Source organism: Agrobacterium sp. rho-8.1, from assembly GCF_033957725.1.
Classification (GTDB): Bacteria; Pseudomonadota; Alphaproteobacteria; order Rhizobiales; family Rhizobiaceae; genus Agrobacterium.
Map to the genome: position 1 here is coordinate 1,160,001 of NZ_CP192789.1, position 20,753 is coordinate 1,180,753.

At 56.2% G+C, this 20,753-nt stretch carries 12 protein-coding genes, 1 tRNA gene, 2 rRNA genes and 1 pseudogene (1 of these 16 only partly in view); 5 read left to right on the plus strand and 11 right to left on the minus strand.

The annotated features are described in order from the left end of the window. The 4 genes and pseudogenes from RMR21_RS20235 to RMR21_RS20250 all read left to right on the plus strand — a co-directional run. A 23S ribosomal RNA gene (locus tag RMR21_RS20235) occupies positions 1–2,318 on the plus strand (it extends 489 nt beyond the left edge of the window). 458 nt (positions 2,319–2,776) lie between these two features. Next, positions 2,777–2,891: ribosomal RNA gene (gene rrf, locus RMR21_RS20240) — 5S ribosomal RNA — on the plus strand. 349 nt (positions 2,892–3,240) lie between these two features. Further along, positions 3,241–3,317 (plus strand) — tRNA-Met (locus RMR21_RS20245). A gap of 283 nt (positions 3,318–3,600) precedes the next feature. Continuing rightward, positions 3,601–3,799 (plus strand): annotated as a pseudogene (locus tag RMR21_RS20250) (transposase); the annotation flags it as partial. Positions 3,800–4,076: 277 nt separating this feature from the next. Here RMR21_RS20250 and iolG read toward each other — a convergent pair. The 6 genes from iolG to RMR21_RS20280 form a co-directional block, all read right to left on the minus strand. Further along, entirely contained in the window at positions 4,077–5,069 is a 993-nt protein-coding gene (gene iolG, locus RMR21_RS20255) for an inositol 2-dehydrogenase (protein ID WP_498671207.1), read from the minus strand. A gap of 172 nt (positions 5,070–5,241) precedes the next feature. After that, on the minus strand, positions 5,242–6,585 hold the full coding sequence (gene telA / locus RMR21_RS20260; protein ID WP_498671209.1) for a telomere resolvase TelA: 1,344 nt from the start codon (positions 6,583–6,585) through the stop codon (positions 5,242–5,244). Between the two features lie 62 nt (positions 6,586–6,647). Continuing rightward, the gene (locus tag RMR21_RS20265; RefSeq protein WP_498671210.1) at positions 6,648–7,790 is read right to left on the minus strand and encodes a M24 family metallopeptidase; all 1,143 of its coding nucleotides are present in this window, start codon (positions 7,788–7,790) and stop codon (positions 6,648–6,650) included. A gap of 87 nt (positions 7,791–7,877) precedes the next feature. Next, on the minus strand, positions 7,878–9,245 hold the full coding sequence (locus RMR21_RS20270) for a virulence factor family protein (protein WP_498671212.1): 1,368 nt from the start codon (positions 9,243–9,245) through the stop codon (positions 7,878–7,880). Beyond that, the gene (gene mprF / locus RMR21_RS20275; protein WP_498671213.1) at positions 9,242–11,842 is read right to left on the minus strand and encodes a bifunctional lysylphosphatidylglycerol flippase/synthetase MprF; all 2,601 of its coding nucleotides are present in this window, start codon (positions 11,840–11,842) and stop codon (positions 9,242–9,244) included. The genes RMR21_RS20270 and mprF overlap by 4 nt, the downstream gene beginning before the upstream one ends. A 180-nt stretch (positions 11,843–12,022) precedes the next feature. Then, positions 12,023–13,063, minus strand: a complete 1,041-nt coding sequence (locus RMR21_RS20280) for a dipeptidase (protein WP_498671214.1) — start codon at positions 13,061–13,063, stop codon at positions 12,023–12,025. A 116-nt stretch (positions 13,064–13,179) separates the two neighbouring features. Between RMR21_RS20280 and RMR21_RS20285 the strand changes: the two genes are divergently transcribed. Further along, a complete protein-coding gene (locus tag RMR21_RS20285) occupies positions 13,180–14,694 on the plus strand; it encodes a serine hydrolase domain-containing protein (RefSeq protein ID WP_498671215.1) in 1,515 nt (504 codons plus the stop codon). A 19-nt stretch (positions 14,695–14,713) separates the two neighbouring features. Here RMR21_RS20285 and RMR21_RS20290 read toward each other — a convergent pair whose 3' ends face one another. From RMR21_RS20290 to RMR21_RS20310, 5 genes are all read right to left on the minus strand, one after another. Further along, positions 14,714–15,580, minus strand: coding sequence for a D-amino-acid transaminase (locus RMR21_RS20290; RefSeq protein ID WP_498671216.1), 867 nt, complete (start codon positions 15,578–15,580; stop codon positions 14,714–14,716). 57 nt (positions 15,581–15,637) lie between these two features. Beyond that, complete coding sequence (locus RMR21_RS20295; RefSeq protein WP_498671217.1) at positions 15,638–17,641, minus strand: acetyl-CoA carboxylase biotin carboxylase subunit; 2,004 nt, start codon at positions 17,639–17,641, stop codon at positions 15,638–15,640. Between the two features lie 10 nt (positions 17,642–17,651). Then, positions 17,652–19,184 carry an acyl-CoA carboxylase subunit beta gene (locus RMR21_RS20300; protein WP_498671218.1) on the minus strand — a complete coding sequence of 511 codons (1,533 nt, stop codon included), beginning with the start codon at positions 19,182–19,184 and terminating at the stop codon, positions 17,652–17,654. A 99-nt stretch (positions 19,185–19,283) separates the two neighbouring features. Continuing rightward, complete coding sequence (locus RMR21_RS20305) at positions 19,284–20,039, minus strand: amino acid ABC transporter ATP-binding protein (RefSeq protein ID WP_498671219.1); 756 nt, start codon at positions 20,037–20,039, stop codon at positions 19,284–19,286. Then, on the minus strand, positions 20,036–20,716 hold the full coding sequence (locus RMR21_RS20310; protein ID WP_498671221.1) for an amino acid ABC transporter permease: 681 nt from the start codon (positions 20,714–20,716) through the stop codon (positions 20,036–20,038). The genes RMR21_RS20305 and RMR21_RS20310 overlap by 4 nt, the downstream gene beginning before the upstream one ends. Positions 20,717–20,753 lie beyond the last annotated feature (37 nt).

The window sequence follows — 20,753 nt, forward strand, 5'->3', positions numbered from 1 at the left end:
GCGAACAAGTACCGTGAGGGAAAGGTGAAAAGCACCCCGACGAGGGGAGTGAAATAGAACCTGAAACCGGATGCCTACAAGCAGTCGGAGCTCGAAAGAGTGACGGCGTACCTTTTGTATAATGGGTCAACGACTTAGTGTAGCAAGCAAGCTTAAGCCGGTAGGTGTAGGCGTAGCGAAAGCGAGTCTGAATAGGGCGTTTAGTTTGTTGCATTAGACCCGAAACCGAGTGATCTAGCCATGAGCAGGCTGAAGGTTGGGTAACACCAACTGGAGGGCCGAACCCATATCTGTTGCAATAGATTGGGATGACTTGTGGCTAGGGGTGAAAGGCCAATCAAACTCGGAAATAGCTGGTTCTCCGCGAAAACTATTTAGGTAGTGCGTCGATCGAATACCCTCGGGGGTAGAGCACTGGATGGGCTATGGGGACTCACCGTCTTACTGATCCTAACCAAACTCCGAATACCGAGGAGTACTAATCGGCAGACACACGGCGGGTGCTAACGTCCGTCGTGAAGAGGGCAACAACCCTGACCTCCAGCTAAGGTCCCCAAGTCATGGCTAAGTGGGAAAGGATGTGAGGATCCCAAAACAACCAGGATGTTGGCTTAGAAGCAGCCATCATTTAAAGAAAGCGTAACAGCTCACTGGTCTAAATAAGGGTCTTTGCGCCGAAAATGTAACGGGGCTAAAGCCATGCACCGAAGCTGAGGATAAGACAGTCGTAGTGGCTGTTTTGTGGTAGCGGAGCGTTCCGTAAGTCTGTGAAGGGGGACCCGTGAGGGCCCCTGGAGATATCGGAAGTGCGAATGTTGACATGAGTAACGATAAAGGGAGTGAGAGACTCCCTCGCCGAAAGACCAAGGGTTCCTGCTTAAAGTTAATCTGAGCAGGGTTAGCCGGCCCCTAAGATGAGGCAGAAATGCGTAGTCGATGGGAACCACGTTAATATTCGTGGGCCTGGTGGTAGTGACGGATCTCGTGTGTTGTTCAACCTTATTGGATTGGTTGGGCGGCGAAGAGGTTCCAGGAAATAGCTCCACCGTATAGACCGTACCCGAAACCGACACAGGTGGTCAGGTAGAGTATACCAAGGCGCTTGAGAGAACTATGTTGAAGGAACTCGGCAAATTGCACGCGTAACTTCGGAAGAAGCGTGACCCTGTTGTACGCAAGTATGTCAGGGTGGCACAGACCAGGGGGTAGCGACTGTTTATCAAAAACACAGGGCTCTGCGAAGTAGCAATACGACGTATAGGGCCTGACGCCTGCCCGGTGCTGGAAGGTTAAAGGGAGGGGTGCAAGCTCTGAACTGAAGCCCCAGTAAACGGCGGCCGTAACTATAACGGTCCTAAGGTAGCGAAATTCCTTGTCGGGTAAGTTCCGACCTGCACGAATGGCGTAACGACTTCCCCGCTGTCTCCAACATAGACTCAGTGAAATTGAATTCCCCGTGAAGATGCGGGGTTCCTGCGGTCAGACGGAAAGACCCCGTGCACCTTTACTATAGCTTTACACTGGCATTCGCCAAGGCATGTGTAGGATAGGTGGTAGGCTTTGAAGCGGGGACGCCAGTTCTCGTGGAGCCATCCTTGAAATACCACCCTTATCTTCGTGGATGTCTAACCGCGGTCCGTTATCCGGATCCGGGACAGTGTATGGTGGGTAGTTTGACTGGGGCGGTCGCCTCCGAAAGAGTAACGGAGGCGCGCGATGGTGGGCTCAGACCGGTCGGAAATCGGTCGTCGAGTGCAATGGCATAAGCCCGCCTGACTGCGAGACTGACAAGTCGAGCAGAGACGAAAGTCGGTCATAGTGATCCGGTGGTCCCGTGTGGAAGGGCCATCGCTCAACGGATAAAAGGTACGCCGGGGATAACAGGCTGATGACCCCCAAGAGTCCATATCGACGGGGTTGTTTGGCACCTCGATGTCGACTCATCGCATCCTGGGGCTGGAGCAGGTCCCAAGGGTATGGCTGTTCGCCATTTAAAGCGGTACGTGAGTTGGGTTCAGAACGTCGTGAGACAGTTCGGTCCCTATCTGCCGTGGGTGTAGGAATATTGACAGGATCTGTCCCTAGTACGAGAGGACCGGGATGGACGTATCTCTGGTGGATCTGTTGTCCTGCCAAGGGCATAGCAGAGTAGCTATATACGGAATGGATAACCGCTGAAGGCATCTAAGCGGGAAACCAACCTGAAAACGAGTGTTCCCTATCAGAGCCGTGGAAGACGACCACGTTGATAGGACGGGTGTGGAAGTGCAGTAATGCATGAAGCTTACCGTTACTAATAGCTCGATCGACTTCTTCGTTCCCATTGATTATGTTCATCAAGCAAAGCTTGATGAAGATCTGTTCTGTCTTCACGCTGACGTGGCCTTCGGCCACTACGCTGCAGACGGCGCGCAAAACGATTTGCGACGGACTATCGTCCTGTAGGGCTGCCCCGCTCAAGCTTGAGTGTGGCACCATACAGGCTCAGCGAGCCGTCGCATCGCGTGATGCGGCCCGTCCGGAGCCCTTCGGGCGTCAGGACAAAACAGATAAGACGTGTAATTAAGACAAAAAGTGGCTCAGCCACCCAGCTTCTCGAAACAACAGTTTCCATGTGAAAACATGAACATGTTGCTTTGGTCAAACGTACACTCGCAAAGGGTGCCGTATCGACCATTGGTGTGCCCTGTGAGCGTCAAGCGAACAGGATAAGCTACACCAATCACAAGCAATCATATGTTCATGCTCCGCATGAACATATGTTGCGTTTTGCCGACCTGGTGGTTATTGCGGGGCGGCTGCACCCGTTCCCATTCCGAACACGGCCGTGAAACGCCCCTGCGCCAATGGTACTCCGTCTTAAGACGCGGGAGAGTAGGTCGCTGCCAGGTCTGCAAAACGCAACACATGATAAAACAAAAATCTTCTCAAACATAAACAAACTTCGGCCCAGCCGATACAAAGGGCCGCATCAAGCGGCCTTTCGTCGTTGAAGCGATAAGCCGAAAACAAATCAAAGATCGGCGTACCAAAAAAAGAGGTGCGTCCCTTACAGGAGACAAGTTGCTACGCAATTTGCTCCGGCACTCCATGTAAACCGCCTTGCGGTGTACATGATCGGTATTTTGCCCAAGGCAAAAACCGGGAAAAAAGCGACATTTTGCTAACGCAAAAGTCGGGTAGTGACGCAAACTCTGCGAGTTTGCTATGGCGGTTTTTGCAAACGCAAAAACCTGGTAACGCGGGGTGGAGCAGCCCGGTAGCTCGTCAGGCTCATAACCTGAAGGCCGCAGGTTCAAATCCTGCCCCCGCAACCAAACTTTCCAGGACAATCAATACATTAGGCTCTCCCAAAAGGAGGGCGTTCTTGCGTTTCGGAGCGAGCACGGCACTGACGTACGCCAGAAACTCCAGATTCTCAGGACTATCCATAAACTCACACGCCCTTGCACGGCCGGCAAACTCGTTTCTGTGGCTATCTGGCATGCTGGCGCTGTATTCCTGAAACGCCTGTATCAAGGCGAGGATGGAGGCCAGGCGACCCACTACCGTCAGTGATATTGGGAGCCACAAACCGGCGGCCCCGTGCGCTTTACCGTCTTGTGGTTCCTGCCACCTTACTCACCGGACCTCAATCCCATCGAGCAGGCTTTCTCGAAGATAAGACATTGGAGGTGCAATGCACAGAAGCGGACCTTCGAAGATACCTGTCGGCATATCGGCGGGCTGTTCGAAACGATCCAACCAGACGAATGCGCCAACATTTCTCAGAAATGCAGTACATGTCTCCGTCGAAGTGAAATGCTCCAGGCGATTGAACATTCGGCGCTACAGAGTGAGCAACTCTACTCAATGCGTGTTGATGTGAAATTGCGAATAAGTGGTCTGAAAAAACGCTCTAAAATCAATAATAGCAGTTATTAAGGCGACCCGGATCAGGTGCCAGGGTCTGGCTCGTCGCCATCTCGGCACCGTTGCGATGCTTTCTTCCAATTGTCTGGAAAGACTCGTCTTTTGTGACAGCTGCCAATGGTCGGCAAGGGTGAGACGACACGCCTCACCCTTGACGGAAGGCCTTAAGCGATCTGGACGACCACTTTTTCACGTGCGGATTTCAATGCAGCGTCGGCGAGTTTCAGGGCAATCAAGCCATCTTGGGCAGACGGCGAGGGTGCGACGTTGTTCTCGATCGCGTCGATGAAAGCTGCGATTTCGGCGGCATAGGCGGCGGTGTAGCGTGTCATGAAGAAATCATGCAGCGGCGGGCGGGTGTAACCATCTTTCGTGGCAATTTCGATGGAGACAGGACGCTGGTTTTCGGCAGCGACCGAGCCCAGTGAGCCGTGAACTTCGATGCGTTGATCATATCCATAGGTCGCGCGCCGGGAATTCGAGATCATAGCCTGACGACCGCCCGCTGTCGTCAGGATGATGCTGGCGCTGTCATAATCTCCCAGTTCGCCGATCTGTGGATCGACCAGAACGGAGCCGGTTGCGAAGACGCTGACAATCTCCTCACCCAACAGAAAGCGAGCGATGTCGAAGTCGTGGATGGTCATGTCGCGGAAAATGCCACCGGAAACCTTGATGTATTCCGGGGGAGGCGCGCCCGGATCGCGGCTGGTGATGGTTACCATCTCGACATTGCCGATCTGGCCGTCATCGATGGCTTTGCGCACGGCACGGAAATGCGGGTCGAAACGACGGTTGAAACCGAGCATGATCTTTGCGTTGGTTTCCTTGACGATGTCGATGCAGCCTTGAGCTCGGGCGACGTCCAGGTCAATTGGTTTTTCGCAGAAAATCGCCTTTCCGGCACGGGCAAAACGCTCGATCAGATCGGCGTGGGTGTTGGTTGGCGTGCAGATGATGACGGCATCAATCTGGGGATTGGCCAGAACGGCATCGATAGTGCTGATCTCACAACCGGTGTCATCGGCGATGGCCTGTGCAGCCTCCTGGAATGCATCCACGACGGCAACCAGCTTCGCTCGCTTGTCAGCAGCAATTGCTTTTGCATGTACTTTTCCGATGCGTCCCGCACCCAGCAAAGCCAATCTCGTAACCATCGTGTCCTCCCGATTTGGTGTTTCGTCCGTGGAACGATGATGCGGCCAGCAGACGGTTTTGGAACATATGTTCCATCTTGCTAGAGGGGCATGTTACCCATGTCAAGACGACCAAACCGGTCTTGCTGTTCCTGACAATACGAACGTCATTCTGGCTCGAAAACCATTTTTATCAGCCAGCTTTGATAGGCATGCCAGGTATCTGATTCACACTCACCATCTGCCGGATCGTGCGTTCAGCAACACGCGCTGCGCGGGCCTGGGACTGCTCTCCATCCTCTGGGAATGTGTAGGTCATGTAGGACAGCGACGTTTCGAGGTCGTTGTTATTATGGCCGAGGATAGCAGCGAAATAGCTGTTTTTGGTGACGCTTGACGGAGCGAAGTTGCGATAGGCGATTTCGGCGTAGAGGTGCCGTAAGCCGTATGGCTTCGGCGGCTCTTCCTTGGGCCATATATCTTCGAACTTGCTGATGACCGCATCACGCAGGGGCAACCGGACCTCCGCGGTAAAATCGTCCACGCTCAGCCCGAACCAAAGCTTGCCATCGCTGCTCTCCCGCAGACGGCGATAGGCGTCCAGCACGATTTTTGACTGCTCCAGCACAGGGATTTCGTATGTGACACCGAACTTGGTACCTTCACCCTGCTTGGTCTTCGCCTGTCCATTAAACAGAATGCTCCATTTCGAAACGCCTTTCCCGTAGGCCGCTGGCGTCAGTTCGGCCTGCGTGAAGATTTCGTAGGGGCGGCGGCCCGTGGTGCCCATCAGGCCGATGGCAATTGTCATGATGTCGGACGATTGCAGGTATCGGCGGCACCGCTTCATTACCTCGGCATAATTGTCGAACGTGATCAGCGATCCGTGCTTGTTGGCGATCTTCGCCATTTTTATCTTGCGCGCGTCGTCATAGAGTTGCGGAGTGCCCGCGGCAATTCGCAGCATGGGGTGGTCGTCACCAAAGGCTTCGCGCAAAGCGTTGCGATATTTGGTGATGTAGGAGATGACGGTTGCTTGCGCTTTGTCTCCCATCGACGCCATCTCTGCATCCCACAGGGCCTGCATTTCTGGCTTCGTGGTCAGCCCGTTCGTGGCGGCTATGAAGTCCGATACCCGCAGAAGGAAGCGGGGCTTGCGACCGGCTATGTTGTGTTCGGCGCGTCCGAGCTTTTCCTCGATCGAACTCGCAACGCATTTGAGAGGGTATTCAGCCGTCTTGATGTAGGTATCCAGCCGCTCGCGTAGTTTTTTCATATTACAGATCGCAAGCGGTGTTGTCCTCGGTCCGAAGGCATCCTTGAGTGCATATCTATATTTTACAATGTAGAGTTCGAGCGTCTTCTCCGTACGGCCATTATCGAAATGAAAACGCACCTCTTCGTTCCAGAGACTGCTGATCTTCTTCGTGTCGAATGTGCCGTCAGGCTTTTGGGTGGCCTTTATCGTTTCGATAAAATCTGCAATCCGCTCGACCAGAATGGGTGTTTTTGTTTTTCTTTTTTCTGCGACGGACATCGATGGCTCCAGCAATATGATTCGCGTGTGGAAAAGTATATATTATATGCGTTAATTGCGTGTCACGAAAAGGGTTGGGTTAGCGACTTTGCCGGCTGCGTGAACCATCGTGCACCGTCGCTTCCCATGTAGATATGGTCCTCCAGACGAATGCCGAACTGATCCGGATAGACCAGCATCGGCTCATTGGAAAAGCACATGCCTTGCGACAGCGGCAGTGAGTTGCCACGCACGATATAAGGCGCTTCGTGGATTTCGAGCCCGAGACCGTGGCCTGCGCGATGCGGCAGGCCCGGCAGTGTATAATCAGGTCCCAATCCGTGCTTCAGCATAACGCTACGCGCGGCGTCATCCAGACTGCTGCAAGACGCACCGAGCGTCGCTGCGTCGAAAACGGCCTGTTGTGCCTGCCGCTCGATGGCCCAGGCGTCCGCGAACTCGGTGGAGGGGGCGTCGAGAACATAGGTCCGTGTGAGATCGGAATGGTAGCCATCGATCCGTGTGCCGGTATCGACCAGAATGACGTCGCCGTCCCGTAACGTCTGATCACCCTCTGCCCCGTGCGGAAGCGAGGTCGCCGTGCCGAACGACACGATGCAGAAAGAGGAGCCGCCATCACCACCCAACTCCAGATGCTGCTCGTTGATGAAGCGAACAACCTCGGAGGCGCGGATGCCAGGCCTCATCATGGCGTGAGCCCGCTTCTGCACTTCCAGCGTCAAATCCATTGCGTATTGAATGATCGTGATTTCAGAGGGTGATTTGTGCATACGCAAGGCACTGATCAAAGGGCCGCCGTCTACCAACCTGTCTTGCCCCAGTTCTCTCGCAAGAGCGTGGTAAATGAAAAGCGGCAGCGCATCATCCAAAGCCACTTGTCCGGTTTGCCCAATCAGCGAGGCGACGAGCGCAGCCGGATTTTGCTCCTCCTGCCAGATGTGGACGTCTCCATCGATGCAAGGGAGTGTGTCGACACGGCTTTTTTCAAAGCCAGGCACTATGTAATGCAGGCCGCTGCGCGTAATCACGGCCCCCAACAATCGCTCACTTTGATGCCAAACCAGACCCGTGAAATACCGCAAGCTCTCACTGGAGCCGAGTAGCAGTGCATCTATGTCTCGTTGCTCCATATCAGCGCGGATGCGCTCAAGTCTGTCGAAGCGCTCTGTGTTGTCGATGAGGGCGGGCTTGTTATCGAGAAACATGGACAGTGTCTTTCGTTGACATCATGCCAACGAGATACAGAGTTCAAGGTGTGTATTCAATATGTCGACAAGGAAAATCGATTTCGATTACTGTCCAAGTCGCTTTTTGAGGGAGGCAACGATACGCTTGGTCAGCGCCTCGTAGTCCTCATCGAAATGATGCCCGCCATCGATACCGATGATTTCCGCCCCTTTGTCTTTCAAGTCCGGGCAGGCGGCTTCTTCATCCTCGGTTCCGTAAACGCACTGGACAATCTTCGGATCGATTTTTTCGAGATCTTTGACCGGGTCTTGAGTGCCTGAACCAGAGACGCCGAGCCATCCTCCGACTGAAATTTCATAGGAAACCTCGTGGGACAGCGACAACAGGCTCATTTGCACGACGCGGCTTTTGTCCTTCGCGGGCAAAAGGTTGAAGGTGGCCGGGATGACATCAGCGCCGAATGAGTAACCGATCAGCATGACGTTCTTGACCTTCCACTCCTTGCGATAGGTGTCGATGATACGCGTGAGGTCGTCGGCAATATCCTGTGGCTTTTTTTCGGACCAGAAGTAGCGCAGGGAATCGATGCCGATGGTCGGTATGCCGTCCTGCTGCAAGAAGCCGCCGACATCCTTATCCAGATCGCGCCAACCGCCGTCGCCGGAATAGATGATGGCCATGGTGTCCATGGTTGGCTTTGCTTCCAGAACCGTCAACGGCAGTCCCAGAGGATTGTCGCCATTGCCAGCCGCGTCGATCCGATCTTGCAGTGCCTGGCCGAGGGCCGCCTGCGCGTCATCGTCCACGTCCTTCACGTCGATATCGGAATGGGATTTTAGAAGGTCTTCGACATGCGTGCGACCCTTGGCATCTGCCTTCGATGTGAAGACAACGCTGACGGGGGCGGGAAGCGGGCCATCGGTCAGGCCGTAAATGGTTCGGCCGTTGTCAGGCTCTTTCGTGGCCGGTGTGCACAGGATCTTCTTGTCCAGCGGAACGCTGGCAACAGGATCGACCGCGACCGCTTCGCCAATCGTTGCCGCCGGGCTCTGTGCGATCATCGCCAAGGCAAGCGTCGCACCGTCACCGATGCCGGCCACGATGGGTGGGCGATAGTTCGACACATTGGCCTTGCGCTGGATTTCCTGCGCCAATTCCTCGATGTCGGAAATCATATAGATGCAGTCTTCGTCATCGGCTTTGAGCGCTTCGATGTATTTCGGAAAATCGATACCGACGACAGCCGCACCTTTTTCGACCAAGGCTTCGGCCTGCGTCTGTTCGGCGTCACCCCAGCCGTTCGGGCCGGATATCAGGAATATGTTGGCTGCCATATCGCCGTCCGGCAACATGATGTGATCGGGTGGGATCATGCCTGTCTCAAAGCCATTGGCGTCTTGTGCCGACACATGAAGTGGAATGGAAAGTGCGGCTGCGACCAATGCGGCTTTCAGATAATGCAGGCCCGTCATTTACCAATCACTCCTCTAACGCCGCCGCTGATGAGAACGGTTGCGTCCATTAGCGCCAATGCGGCACTGGTACCGTTGGAAACCGCGACGTAACGAGGCTCCCACTTCGGGTGAAACTTCGATTTGAAGGCTCGCAGCCCCTTGAAGTTATAAAAACGCTCACCGTGTTCGAATAATGTCCCGCCGATCCGATCCCAAACCGGAGCAGCCTCTCGTTTCGACATCCCCGAAAGCGGTGCCATGCCCAGATTGAAATGGGAATAACCCTGATTGCGCATATATTCAATAATGCTGACAAACAGGAAGTCCATGGCACCGCGCGGCGCATCCGGCGAAAAGCGCATGAGATCGACGGTGACTTCCTTTTTCGTTTCGGTCATCAGCAGGTTGGCAAAAGCGGTGATCTGACCGTCTTTGTAAAGCACCGCGACCGGTTGCGAGAGAATGTAGTCTTTCTCGAACGAGCCGAGCGAAAAGGTCTTTTCGCGCGTGTTGTGATGCTCCAGCCAGGAATCTGAGACCCGTTTGATAGCCTCGTAGATATCAGGAACTTGGGGCGTATCGATAACGGAAAAGGTCAGCCCGTCTCGCGCGCCCCGGCTGAGCGATTGCCGAAGGTTGGCCAGTTTGCCACCCTTCAATTCGAAGCGGGTGAGATCGGCCATGGCAAGCTCACCCAGCTTGAAGGCGCGCAGGCCGGCATCCGCGCAATGGGTGAGAATAGCCGGCGATATCTGATAGAACACCGCCCGCCCACCAGAAGCACGAGCAGTTTCAACGAATTGCCAAACGAGGTCGGCAAAATCGTTTTCGTCTCCCACGGGATCGGCCAGTGCAATCCACGAGCGCCCACGAATGCCGTACATGATGAAGGCGTTGCCGCTTTCCGATAGCATGACGTGCTTGTCGCCCATGCGCACGAGGTTGGCGTCTGCCACATCCTGCTTTTTGACGATCTCGGTCGCTTTGGCGATATCTTCAGGGTGGATTTCCTCAGGGCGGTACATGACAGGCCGCAGCAGGCTGAAGATTGCGACGGTCGAGGAGGCGAGCACCAGACCCAGCAACGCTCGCAAGCTGCGCGGAGCTTCCTCCGAAAACTCGAACTGCCACCAAAGCGTTTGGCTGTAGTCTGTGTCACGGTAGACAAAGAACAGGATCGTCGCGGCACCGGCGACGATGACCGCCATGGCGGCCAGCCAGGTTGGACCAAGGGCTTGCCGCAGAAGCGAGGCGTGACGGGTAAAGCTACGGACGTTGAAAAACAATGCGACGATAAAGATACCGAGAAATATCGCCTCGAAAACGGCTATCGCCTTGATGAGGGACAGGAACAGGCCACCTGCGGCCGCAACGAGGGCGACCCACCATGCGCCATCGAGCCGCTGGCTAAGGCCGCGCGAGGCCACGACTAGAACGAGGCCAAGAATACTGGACAGAAAGTGCGCCGCCTCGATGATGGGTAGCGGTACGAAGCCCGACAGGAAATCGAGATTACCATCCGGCGTCGGTGTCACGCTCGAAAAAATCAGCATGGTGCCGAGAATGAGGGCATAGGCCGAGAGCAGAGACGGCGCCAGCCGCCCGGCAAGATGGCCGATATCCGCCATCACGGGCTTTGAGGCGAACTGCTTCATTTCCGTTGCCAGCATCAGGATGATGGCAACGATAAGCGGCAGGACATGGTAGATCATGCGATAGAGAACGAGACCGCCGAGCAACTGGTCGAGGCTGATGGCGTTGCCGAGACCCGCGACCATGACCGTTTCGAACACGCCGAGACCTGCGGGGACATGGCTGAGAACGCCGAGACCGACGGCCGTCGCGTAAATGGCGAAGAAGCTCGGCCAACCGACATTGGTCTCAGGCAAAAGCACGTAAAGCACGGATGCCGATGCTGCAATATCGAGTGCAGATACCAGGAATTGGCGCGAAGAGGTTCTGCTATCGGGCAAGCGCAGTTTCAGGCGTTTGATTTGCAGGACCCGGCCGTTACGTCCCAGAAACAGAAATGCTGCCATGATGAAGATGAGTGCCAGCGCTCCGCCGCGCAGCCACATCGAATCGACATTGATGATGGCCGCTATCCGCGGGGCGACAACGAGGGTGGACAAGGCACTGACGGCGAGCAGGCCAAGACCGAAGGACAGCGTCACGAAAGCAATGATACGGGCAATATCCGATGGGGTCAGTCCCATACGAGAATAGGCACGAAAGCGGATTGCGCCACCGCTCAAAGGTCCGAAACCCGCTGTGTTTCCAACCGCATAAGCGATGAATGCAGTCGCGATGACGGATGGCGTCGGCAGTTTTTTGCCGATGTATTCGATGGCGTTCAAATCGTAACAGATCAAAGCTGCAAAGCTCAGACCGGTAAAGAGCACCGCAAGCGCCGCAGCCTTCCAGCTTGTGTCGGCCAGCGCCTCGACGATATCGTCGTAACGGACTTCAGAGGTCAGCTTATAGATGGTGAAGGTCATCATCACGAAGACGACCGTTACCGCGATCGAGGTGATATGCGTCCTGTATCGCTCAAAAAAGCCTTCGAGACCTGCCTCGGCCTCTTCGATCTGCGCAACGTCGTTCTTCTCAGTCATATGCTTTTCCACGAGACCAGATTGCTTCTGGCGAACCACACGATTGTGACGCTAGTTCGGTATCGTCTCAGTCATACGAAGATTTAATTTTTATTTTCTAAATTGCGGCAGCCTGCCGTTCGAGAAACGTCAATCCTGACAAAGGCCATGGGTCGCCGCAGACCGTATTGCCTCTTTGGACTATGATTGGCTCCACGTCGCCTCCAGAACCCTGATCCAGTTGCCGTGGCAGATTTTTTCAAGCGATTCTCGATCGTACCCTGCGGCTCGCAAAGCATCGACAAGCAGTTGCAGGTCTGACGCATCCTTCATCGCTGCGGGAATCGTGGTGCCATCGAAGTCCGATCCAAATGCGACATGGTCGATACCCATGCGCTCGACCATGTAATCGACATGACGGACCAGTTCTCCCAAATCGGTGTCGGGGTTCTTGGTGCCGTCCTGGCGCACAAACAGCACGCCGAAATTGATTCCGGCCAACCCGCTTGTGTCCCGAATGGCGTCCAGCTGCCGGTCTGTGAGGTTGCGGCTGTGGTTGCAAAGGGCATGGGCATTGGAGTGGGATGCGACCAGCGGCGCTTTGGAAATCCGGGCGATATCCCAAAAGCCCTGCTCATTCATATGAGAGAGATCGATCATGACCTTCAGCTCATTGCAGGTCTTCACCAGCCGCTGCCCGGCTTCGGTCAGGCCGGGCCCGATATCGGGCGTGGACGGGAAGCGGAAAGGAACACCATGCGCGAACATGTTGGGGCGGCTCCAGACCGGACCCAATGTCCGTAGCCCCGCCTGATGAAGCGTATAAAGCGCATCGAGATCCGCATCAAAAGCTTCCACGCCCTCGATATGCAGAACCGAAGCGAACACGCCGCTTGCCATCGCTTCCCGGATATCGGCACCGTTGCGACAAATCTTGAGTTTGCCATCCGATGCCGCCTCGATGCGAAACAGCAGGCTTGCCATGCCCAGCGTGGTGGCCAACGCGTCGGGTTGGTTTGGGGGAATGAAATTGCGGTCGGCATCGAAGCCTGGGGGTGACGGAACGAAAATCGCACAAAGCCCGCCCGCCAGACCGCCCTGTTTGGCGCGTGGAAGGTCTATATGCCCGACCGTATCGCCGTCGATAAACTGCGTTTCCGGCGCAGAATGGCCCGAGAGTTTGAGACGCAACAGGACGTCATTATGGCCATCGAATACGGGTACGGCGTTGGGATTGGTCATATCGCGGTCACTTTCGGAGGGTCTGACAGGGCATTGCTGTACGCGTCAGATAGGTGCAAATGCAGCGTCTGAACAGGGTCCTTCGCGTTGCTGGGACGATTTTGAATGGAAAAAACATGCTGGACAATCAGGACTGGAACGCTGCTTCGAACGTGGCCGAAGACTTCGTGGCGCAATGGAGCAACAATGAGCCCGGAGGTTCTGTTGTCGGCTTTGACCTGTCGGGCCTGCGGTTTGCCTGTTCAGGTGGCGTGGAAAGTCTAGCGACGTACACACCTTTTTCACCCAAAAGCGTTGTGCGCTACGCATCGGTCACGAAGCATGTGTTTTGTGCCATGGTGCTGGAAAACAACCATCTGATTGCGCTCGATGACCCGCTCGGAAAGCACATCGCGGAACTGCAATCGCCGCTTCGCGATGTCACGGTGGGGCAGGCACTCGATATGAGCGGTGGCCTGCCGGATTTGCGCGAATGTCTCTCGCTGCTTGGCCTCTCGGTCTACACGGAAACGCATGCTGCGCCGCTTCTGGACTATGTTTCGAGGCTGACACGCCTGAATTTTCCCGCGGGTAGCGAGGTATCCTACACCAACACGGGCTATCGTCTGGTGGAAGCCGCACTTGAGCGAAAAGGGATTCGGTTCGACGATTTTGTGCAGGAGAAGATTGCCACACCGTTCGGCGTCGTTCTCAAGGCACCGGATGTGTGGAGCGACCCGGTGGCGGGACTTGTGCCTGGATATTGGCAGGCCGAACAAGGCTGGCAGCTATCATCCGCAGGCCTGCACATTTCTGCATCCGGCAGTTTGGCGGGAAGTGCGGAGGCGTTGGTCCGTTGGTTGCAGGCACTCCTGAACGGCGAACAGGGGTTCGAGAGCGTACTGGAAACATTGTCTTCTGAACGTCCTTTGGCGGATGGTCGGATGAGCGAATATGGGCTTGGCTTGCGCTGGTCGCATTTGGGCACGCGTCGCTTCCTGGGGCACGGCGGTTCGCACCCCGGTTACAAGACTTACTTTCTGCTCGATCCGGAAAACGGTACGGGCTTTGTCGTCGTCTCCAACAGGGAGGACACCAACGGTTTCAAAATCGCGCTGGAAAGTATGGCGGCGCTGACCGGTCTGCCATTGCCCCAGCCTACAAGCAGTCTACTGGATGGTCTCTACATCACGGAAACGGGCCCTTGGTGGCTGGAGATAAAAGGAAGCACCTGCACGTTCATCGATGCCGACGACACGCTCTATGATGATGGCGATGGCTGGGTCTCCTCCCGCTCGGCCTCATCACCGGTGCGTCTTCGCGTGGAGGGAGACGCCTTGGTGGGAGAAGCTGGCCACGCACAACGCCGCTTTCTGCCAGTCGGACCGCATGACGTGCCAACCGGGCTGACGGGTCGCTGGATGTGCGAGGAAGGTGCCGAATTATGGATAGAGAACGGCATGCTTTCCATGGGTGTCGGCCCGACGCGGCAAACGATGCCGTTAATGGCACTCGGAGCAGGCCGCTTCCTGTTTACGCTGAACGATGGCCCATGGACAAAACGCGTCTGCCTGCACGTGTTGGGTCACGACCGGCTGGAACTGGTTTCCAGCCGTGCGCGCATGGTCGAGTATCGGCGCTCGGTCTCTTAGGGACGAACGCCGTTCTCACTCAAATGGCTGTGCGCATCGCGTTTTCGAGGTAAAGCTCACGAAGGCGCTTTACAAGTGGGCCGGGCTTTCCATCGCCCACAGGCTTTCCGTCGATGCTTGTGACGGGCATCACGAAGTTGCCCGCACTGGTGAGCACCGCTTCCTGCGCTTTCAAAGCCTCACCGAGCGTAAAGGGGCGCTCTTCCAAGATCAGGCCCGCTTCTTCAATCAACTGCAAGGCCGCTTGGCGTGTGCAGCCGGGCAGGGTCTTGTTGCTGTTGCCGCGTGTCACCAGCTTCTTGTCTGCGGTGATGATATAGGCCGTCGAAGAGGCGCCTTCGGTGACGAAACCGTCCTCGATCATCCATGCCTCATCGCAGCCCTCAGCCTTGGCGATGCGCTTGGCCATGACCTGCGGCAGCAGGCAGACGGATTTGATATCGCGGCGAGCCCAGCGCTGATCCGGAACGGATTTTACCGATAGCCCGGTCAACTCCTGCGGGCTGCCGACCAGTTTTTTCACCTGTGGAAACATCACGAGCGTGGGTGCGAGATCATCCGAAAACAGAAAATTGCGGTCTTCAGCACCACGCGTCAATTGCAGGTAGATCAAACCTTCCGTCAGACTGTTTTCCTTGATCAGGCGTCGTTCCGCTTCGACCACCTGCTGGGTGGTGATGGGCAGAGGAATATCGATTTCACCCGCACTTCGTTCTAGCCGCGCCATATGTAGATCGCTGTCGATCAGCTTGCCATCGATAACGGACGTGACCTCGTAGATGCCGTCCCCGAATAGAAAGCCGCGGTCGAAGATAGAGAGTTTGGCCTCGGATTCCGGAAGAAATTCACCGTTGAGATAGACGATGCGATCGGTCGCGCTGGGCATGATAGGTCCTTTGGTGTCAGGCTGAAAAGCACCGTCTGTTTAAAACGATCCGGCTGCCTATTCAAACTCCAAAATCACCTCATCGACAGCAAGACTGTCGCCTGCACTGATCGCCACTTTGCTGACGCGACCATGCCGTTCTGCGCGAAGAATGTTTTCCATCTTCATCGCTTCGACGGTTGCGAGCGCCTGGCCTGCCTCCACATGATCGCCCTCCTGCACGGAAATGGATGTAACGACCCCTGGCATGGGGCACAGCAGAAGTTTCGACGTATCCGGCGGCAGCTTGTCGGGCATCAGTTTGGCAAGCTCGGCGATTCGCGGGGTGCGAACCCGCGCTTTTACATCCATTCCTCGCCAGCGGAGACGAATTGCGGATGGTGAAAGATCAATCTTCACGGCCATGGACTGCCCACCGACCGTAAACATTTGCAACGTCTGCCCCGGTTGCCATGCCGTCTCGATTGGCAAAGCGGTGCCGTCCTCGAAAGTTGCAGAGGTCTTGGTCTCATCGCGCATCAGGGAAATCCGGTGGTCCGTCTTTGCCAAACTGACAACCCAATCGTCGCCCACAACGCGGCGGTGGTTGCCGACCGTCCCGGAAATCTGCGTGGCGCGCGTCTGCACGCGATGATGAACAATGGCCGCAACAGCGGCCAGCTTCCGTGCAGTCTCAATCTCGGGTTCGATGCTCGCAAAGCCCTCGGGAAACTCTTCGGCGATAAAGCCAGTTGTCAGATTTCCGCTGCGGAAGCGCTGATTGTGCATGACGGCAGAGAGAAAAGGCAGGTTGTGGCCGATGCCTTCGACCTCGAAACCGTCCAGCGCATCTCCCATGGCATCTATGGCTTCTGTCCTGTCTTTCCCCCAGGTGCAGAGCTTGGCGATCATCGGATCATAATACATCGAGATTTCACCGCCTTCGAAAACGCCTGTGTCGTTACGAATCACGGTGCCGTCGGGCTGTGTCCCTTCTGTTGGGGGGCGATATCGCGAGAGACGACCGATCGAAGGCAGGAAGTTCCGATATGGATCCTCCGCGTAGAGGCGACTTTCGACGGCCCATCCGTTAAGCTTGATATCGCTTTGTCCGAACGCCAATGGCTCGCCGGATGCGACGCGGATCATCTGTTCCACGAGATCGATGCCCGTGACGAGTTCCGTCACCGGATGTTCCACTTGCAGACGGGTGTTCATCTCCAGGAAATAGAAATTGCGATCACCATCCACGATGAACTCCACCGTACCGGCAGAGTGATAGCCAACCGCCTTGCAAAGGGCAACGGCCTGTTCACCCATCGCCCTCCGTGTGCCCTCGTCAAGGAAAGGGGACGGAGCCTCTTCGATGACTTTCTGGTTGCGGCGCTGGATCGAGCACTCACGCTCTCCCAGATAAAGCACGTTGCCATGCGTGTCGCCCAGCACCTGAATTTCGATGTGGCGGGGCTGATTGACGAATTTTTCGATGAAGATGCGGTCGTCGCCGAAGGAGGATTTGGCTTCGTTTTTGGAGGATTGGAAGCCTTCGCGTGCTTCGGCGTCGTTCCAGGCGATGCGCATGCCCTTGCCGCCGCCGCCTGCGGATGCCTTGATCATAACGGGGTAACCGATAGATGACGCTATCGTCACAGCCTCGTCCGCGTTTTCGATCAATCCCATATGGCCGGGTACGGTCGAGACGCCAGCTTCCTGCGCCAGCTTCTTGGAGGTGATCTTGTCGCCCATCGCCTCGATTGCTTTCACCGGCGGTCCGATGAAGATGACGCCCGCTTTTTCCAGCGCGGCGGCAAAGACAGGGTTTTCCGACAGGAATCCATAGCCTGGATGCACGGCATCCGCACCCGTCTGGCGAATGGCATCCAGAATTTTCTCGATCACGATATAGGACTGGTTGGAAGGCGCTGGGCCGATATGGACTGCTTCGTCCGCTTCGCGCACATGCAGAGCATTGGCATCGGCATCGGAATAGACGGCCACCGTCTTTATACCCATGGCTTTCGCCGTGCGAATAACGCGGCAAGCGATTTCGCCTCTGTTGGCGATGAGGATTTTGGAGATCATTGGGTTACCCTCACAGCGGAATCGTATCGTGTTTCTTCCAATGCGTCGTCACCTGCTTGTTGCGCAGCGATGCAAACGCGCGGGCGATGCGGCGACGGGAGGAGTGCGGCATGATGACCTCATCAATGAAGCCGCGCTCTGCCGCCACAAAGGGGTTGGCGAAACGCTCTTCGTATTCCTTGGTCCGTGCCGCAATCTTCGCAGGGTCGGAAAGCTCTGAACGATAGAGGATTTCCGCTGCCCCCTTGGCACCCATCACCGCGATCTCCGCCGTTGGCCAAGCATAGTTGATGTCGGCACCGATATGTTTGGAGGCCATCACGTCATAGGCGCCGCCGTATGCCTTGCGGGTGATCAGCGTCACCATCGGCACGGTCGCTTCCGAATAGGCAAAAAGCAATTTTGCCCCATGCTTGATGACACCGCCATATTCCTGAGCCACACCGGGCAAAAATCCGGGTACATCCACGAGCGACAGAATGGGAATGTTGAAGGCATCGCAGAAACGCACGAAACGGGCAGCTTTGCGCGAGCTGTCGATATCGAGGCACCCGGCCAGCACCATCGGCTGGTTGGCGACCACGCCAACGGTCTGGCCTTCGAGCCTGATAAAGCCGGTTATGATATTTTTGGCGAAAGCTTCCTGTATCTCGAAGAAGTCGCCTTCGTCGGCCAGCGCGTGGATCAGCTCTTTCATGTCGTAGGGTTTGGCGGAGCTGTCTGGTATCAGCGTGTCCAGCCGTTGCTCTAACCGCGCCGGGTCGTCGTGAAACGGGCGGTTCGGTGCCTTTTCGCGATTGTTGAGCGGAAGGAAATCGAACAGCGCGCGCACGGCCTCCAGCGCTTCGACATCGTTTTCATAGGCGCCGTCGGCAACAGACGATTTTCTGGTGTGAGTGGAAGCGCCGCCCAGCTCTTCCGCCGTTACGATCTCGTTGGTGACGGTCTTGACCACATCCGGTCCGGTGACGAACATGTAGGACGTGTCGCGCACCATGAATATGAAGTCCGTCATGGCGGGGGAATAGACCGCACCGCCCGCACATGGGCCCATGATCACAGAGATCTGTGGAATGACGCCCGAAACCTCGGCATTGCGGCGGAAAACCTCTGCGTAACCGGCGAGCGACGATACGCCTTCCTGAATACGTGCGCCGCCACTGTCATTGAGACCGATGACAGGTGCTCCGACCCGTGCGGCCATATCCATGATCTTGCAGATTTTCTGCGCATGGGTTTCGGAAAGCGAACCACCCAGAACGGTAAAGTCCTGGCTGAAGACGTAGACCTGCCTGCCATTTATGGTGCCCCATCCGGTCACGACACCATCGCCCGCCACTTTCTGTTCGGCCATGCCGAAATCCACAGCGCGGTGGGTGACATACATGTCGTATTCTTCGAAGGAGCCCTCATCCAGCAGAACGTCCAGACGCTCCCGCGCCGTCAGCTTGCCTTTGGCATGTTGTGCATCGATGCGCTTCTGACCGCCGCCGAGCCTTGCTTGCGCCCGGCGCGTTTCCACCTCTTCGAGAACCGTCGACATACAACCTCCCAGATACGACTATTGCCATTCCAGACTTAAGGGTGAAATCCCGAATTGCAAATAGTCCATTGGTGGCAAGTTTAAGGATTTGACGGTCTGCTAAAGTGTTTGTGCCGCGTTGATGGAGGAAACGAAGCGGCGGGTACGCTCCTGTTGCGGAGAGCGGAAAATAGACTCGGACGAGCCGGTTTCAACCACTTTGCCAGCCTCGAGAAACACGACATTGTTGGCAATGCGCGAGGCAAGGCGCAGATCATGCGTCGCCATGACCATCGTCGTTCCCTCTCGTGCGAGTTGGCCGAGCACCTCGACCACCTCCTCTGACAGTTCGGGGTCCAGCGCCGACGTCGGCTCGTCGCACAGCAGCACGTGTGGAGAGGGGCCGAGCGCTCTTGCGATCGCAACGCGCTGTTGCTGCCCGCCCGAAAGATTGGCGGGCCAGGCATCGGCCTTGTGCTCCATACCCACTTTGGTCAGCAGTTCCAAGGCCCGATCTCTTGCCTTTTCGCGCGACCACTTCTGCACGATCAGCAGGCCCTCCATGACATTTTCGATGGATGTACGGTGCGGGAAAAGCTGGAAGTTCTGAAACACCATGCCCGTCTGACGGCGGATTTTCTGGATGGACTGCCATGCAACCTTGCGACCTGCTGTGAAGGCGACCTCATCGGTGCCGATCCGCACCGTGCCCTCCGTGGGGAGTTCCAGCAGATTGATGCAGCGAAGCAATGTGCTTTTGCCGCCGCCGGAAGGGCCAACCAGTGCCGTAACGCTGCCTTCGGAAAAGGTCAGCGAAATGTCTTTGAGGATGACCGCTTCGCCGAAGCGTTTTTCGATGTTGGAAAGCTCGATCATCGGTTGGTCTCCATCATGCCGCCGTACCGGGCGAAACGAACTTCCAGACGCGCCTGCAAGCTCGATAGCACGGAACTCAGGGCCAGATAGATGATGGCCGCCTCGATATAAAGGATCAGCGGCTCATAGGTGGTGGCGACGATGCGTTGTGCGGACTGGAAAAGTTCCGGGACGGTAATGGCTGCGGCGAGCGAAGTGTCCTTCACCAGAGAAATGAAGGTGTTGGACAAGGGCGGTACAGCCACTCGGCTCGCTTGCGGCAGGATGGTGCGCTGCATGGCCTGTCGCCAGTTCATGCCGGTCGAAAATGCGGCTTCCCATTGGCCTTTCGGGACCGAGGAAATGGCAGCGCGAATGATTTCGGAGGTGTAGGCGCCTACATTCAGTGTGAAGCCGATGAGAGCAGCCGGGAATGCGTCCAGCAGGATACCGATGCTGGGAAGACCGTAGAAGATGACGAAAAGTTGCACCAGCAGCGGCGTGCCACGGATGACCCATACGTAAAACCGCGCGAGCAACCGCAGCGGCGCAGGGCCGAACAGCCGGGCGACGGCAGTTGCGAGCCCCAGCGTCAGTCCCAGCGCAAACGAAAGCAGAGTCAGTGGGATGGTGAATTTCACGCCTGCCCAAAGCAGCGTGGGCAGGGAATCCATCATCAGTTGAAGCCAATGCGGCACGGTAAACCTCTTGAAAAATGCGAAGTCCGGCGCTGGA

Excerpts from the sequence above, each read along its gene's own strand:
- iolG (WP_498671207.1), bottom strand. The coding sequence starts at position 5,069 with ATGGTTACGAGATTGGCTTTGCTGGGTGCGGGACGCATCGGAAAAGTA.
- telA (WP_498671209.1), bottom strand. The coding sequence starts at position 6,585 with ATGTCCGTCGCAGAAAAAAGAAAAACAAAAACACCCATTCTGGTCGAG.
- RMR21_RS20265 (WP_498671210.1), bottom strand. The coding sequence starts at position 7,790 with ATGTTTCTCGATAACAAGCCCGCCCTCATCGACAACACAGAGCGCTTC.
- RMR21_RS20270 (WP_498671212.1), bottom strand. The coding sequence starts at position 9,245 with ATGACGGGCCTGCATTATCTGAAAGCCGCATTGGTCGCAGCCGCACTT.
- mprF (WP_498671213.1), bottom strand. The coding sequence starts at position 11,842 with ATGACTGAGAAGAACGACGTTGCGCAGATCGAAGAGGCCGAGGCAGGT.
- RMR21_RS20280 (WP_498671214.1), bottom strand. The coding sequence starts at position 13,063 with ATGACCAATCCCAACGCCGTACCCGTATTCGATGGCCATAATGACGTC.
- RMR21_RS20285 (WP_498671215.1), top strand. The coding sequence starts at position 13,180 with ATGCTGGACAATCAGGACTGGAACGCTGCTTCGAACGTGGCCGAAGAC.
- RMR21_RS20290 (WP_498671216.1), bottom strand. The coding sequence starts at position 15,580 with ATGCCCAGCGCGACCGATCGCATCGTCTATCTCAACGGTGAATTTCTT.
- RMR21_RS20295 (WP_498671217.1), bottom strand. The coding sequence starts at position 17,641 with ATGATCTCCAAAATCCTCATCGCCAACAGAGGCGAAATCGCTTGCCGC.
- RMR21_RS20300 (WP_498671218.1), bottom strand. The coding sequence starts at position 19,184 with ATGTCGACGGTTCTCGAAGAGGTGGAAACGCGCCGGGCGCAAGCAAGG.
- RMR21_RS20305 (WP_498671219.1), bottom strand. The coding sequence starts at position 20,039 with ATGATCGAGCTTTCCAACATCGAAAAACGCTTCGGCGAAGCGGTCATC.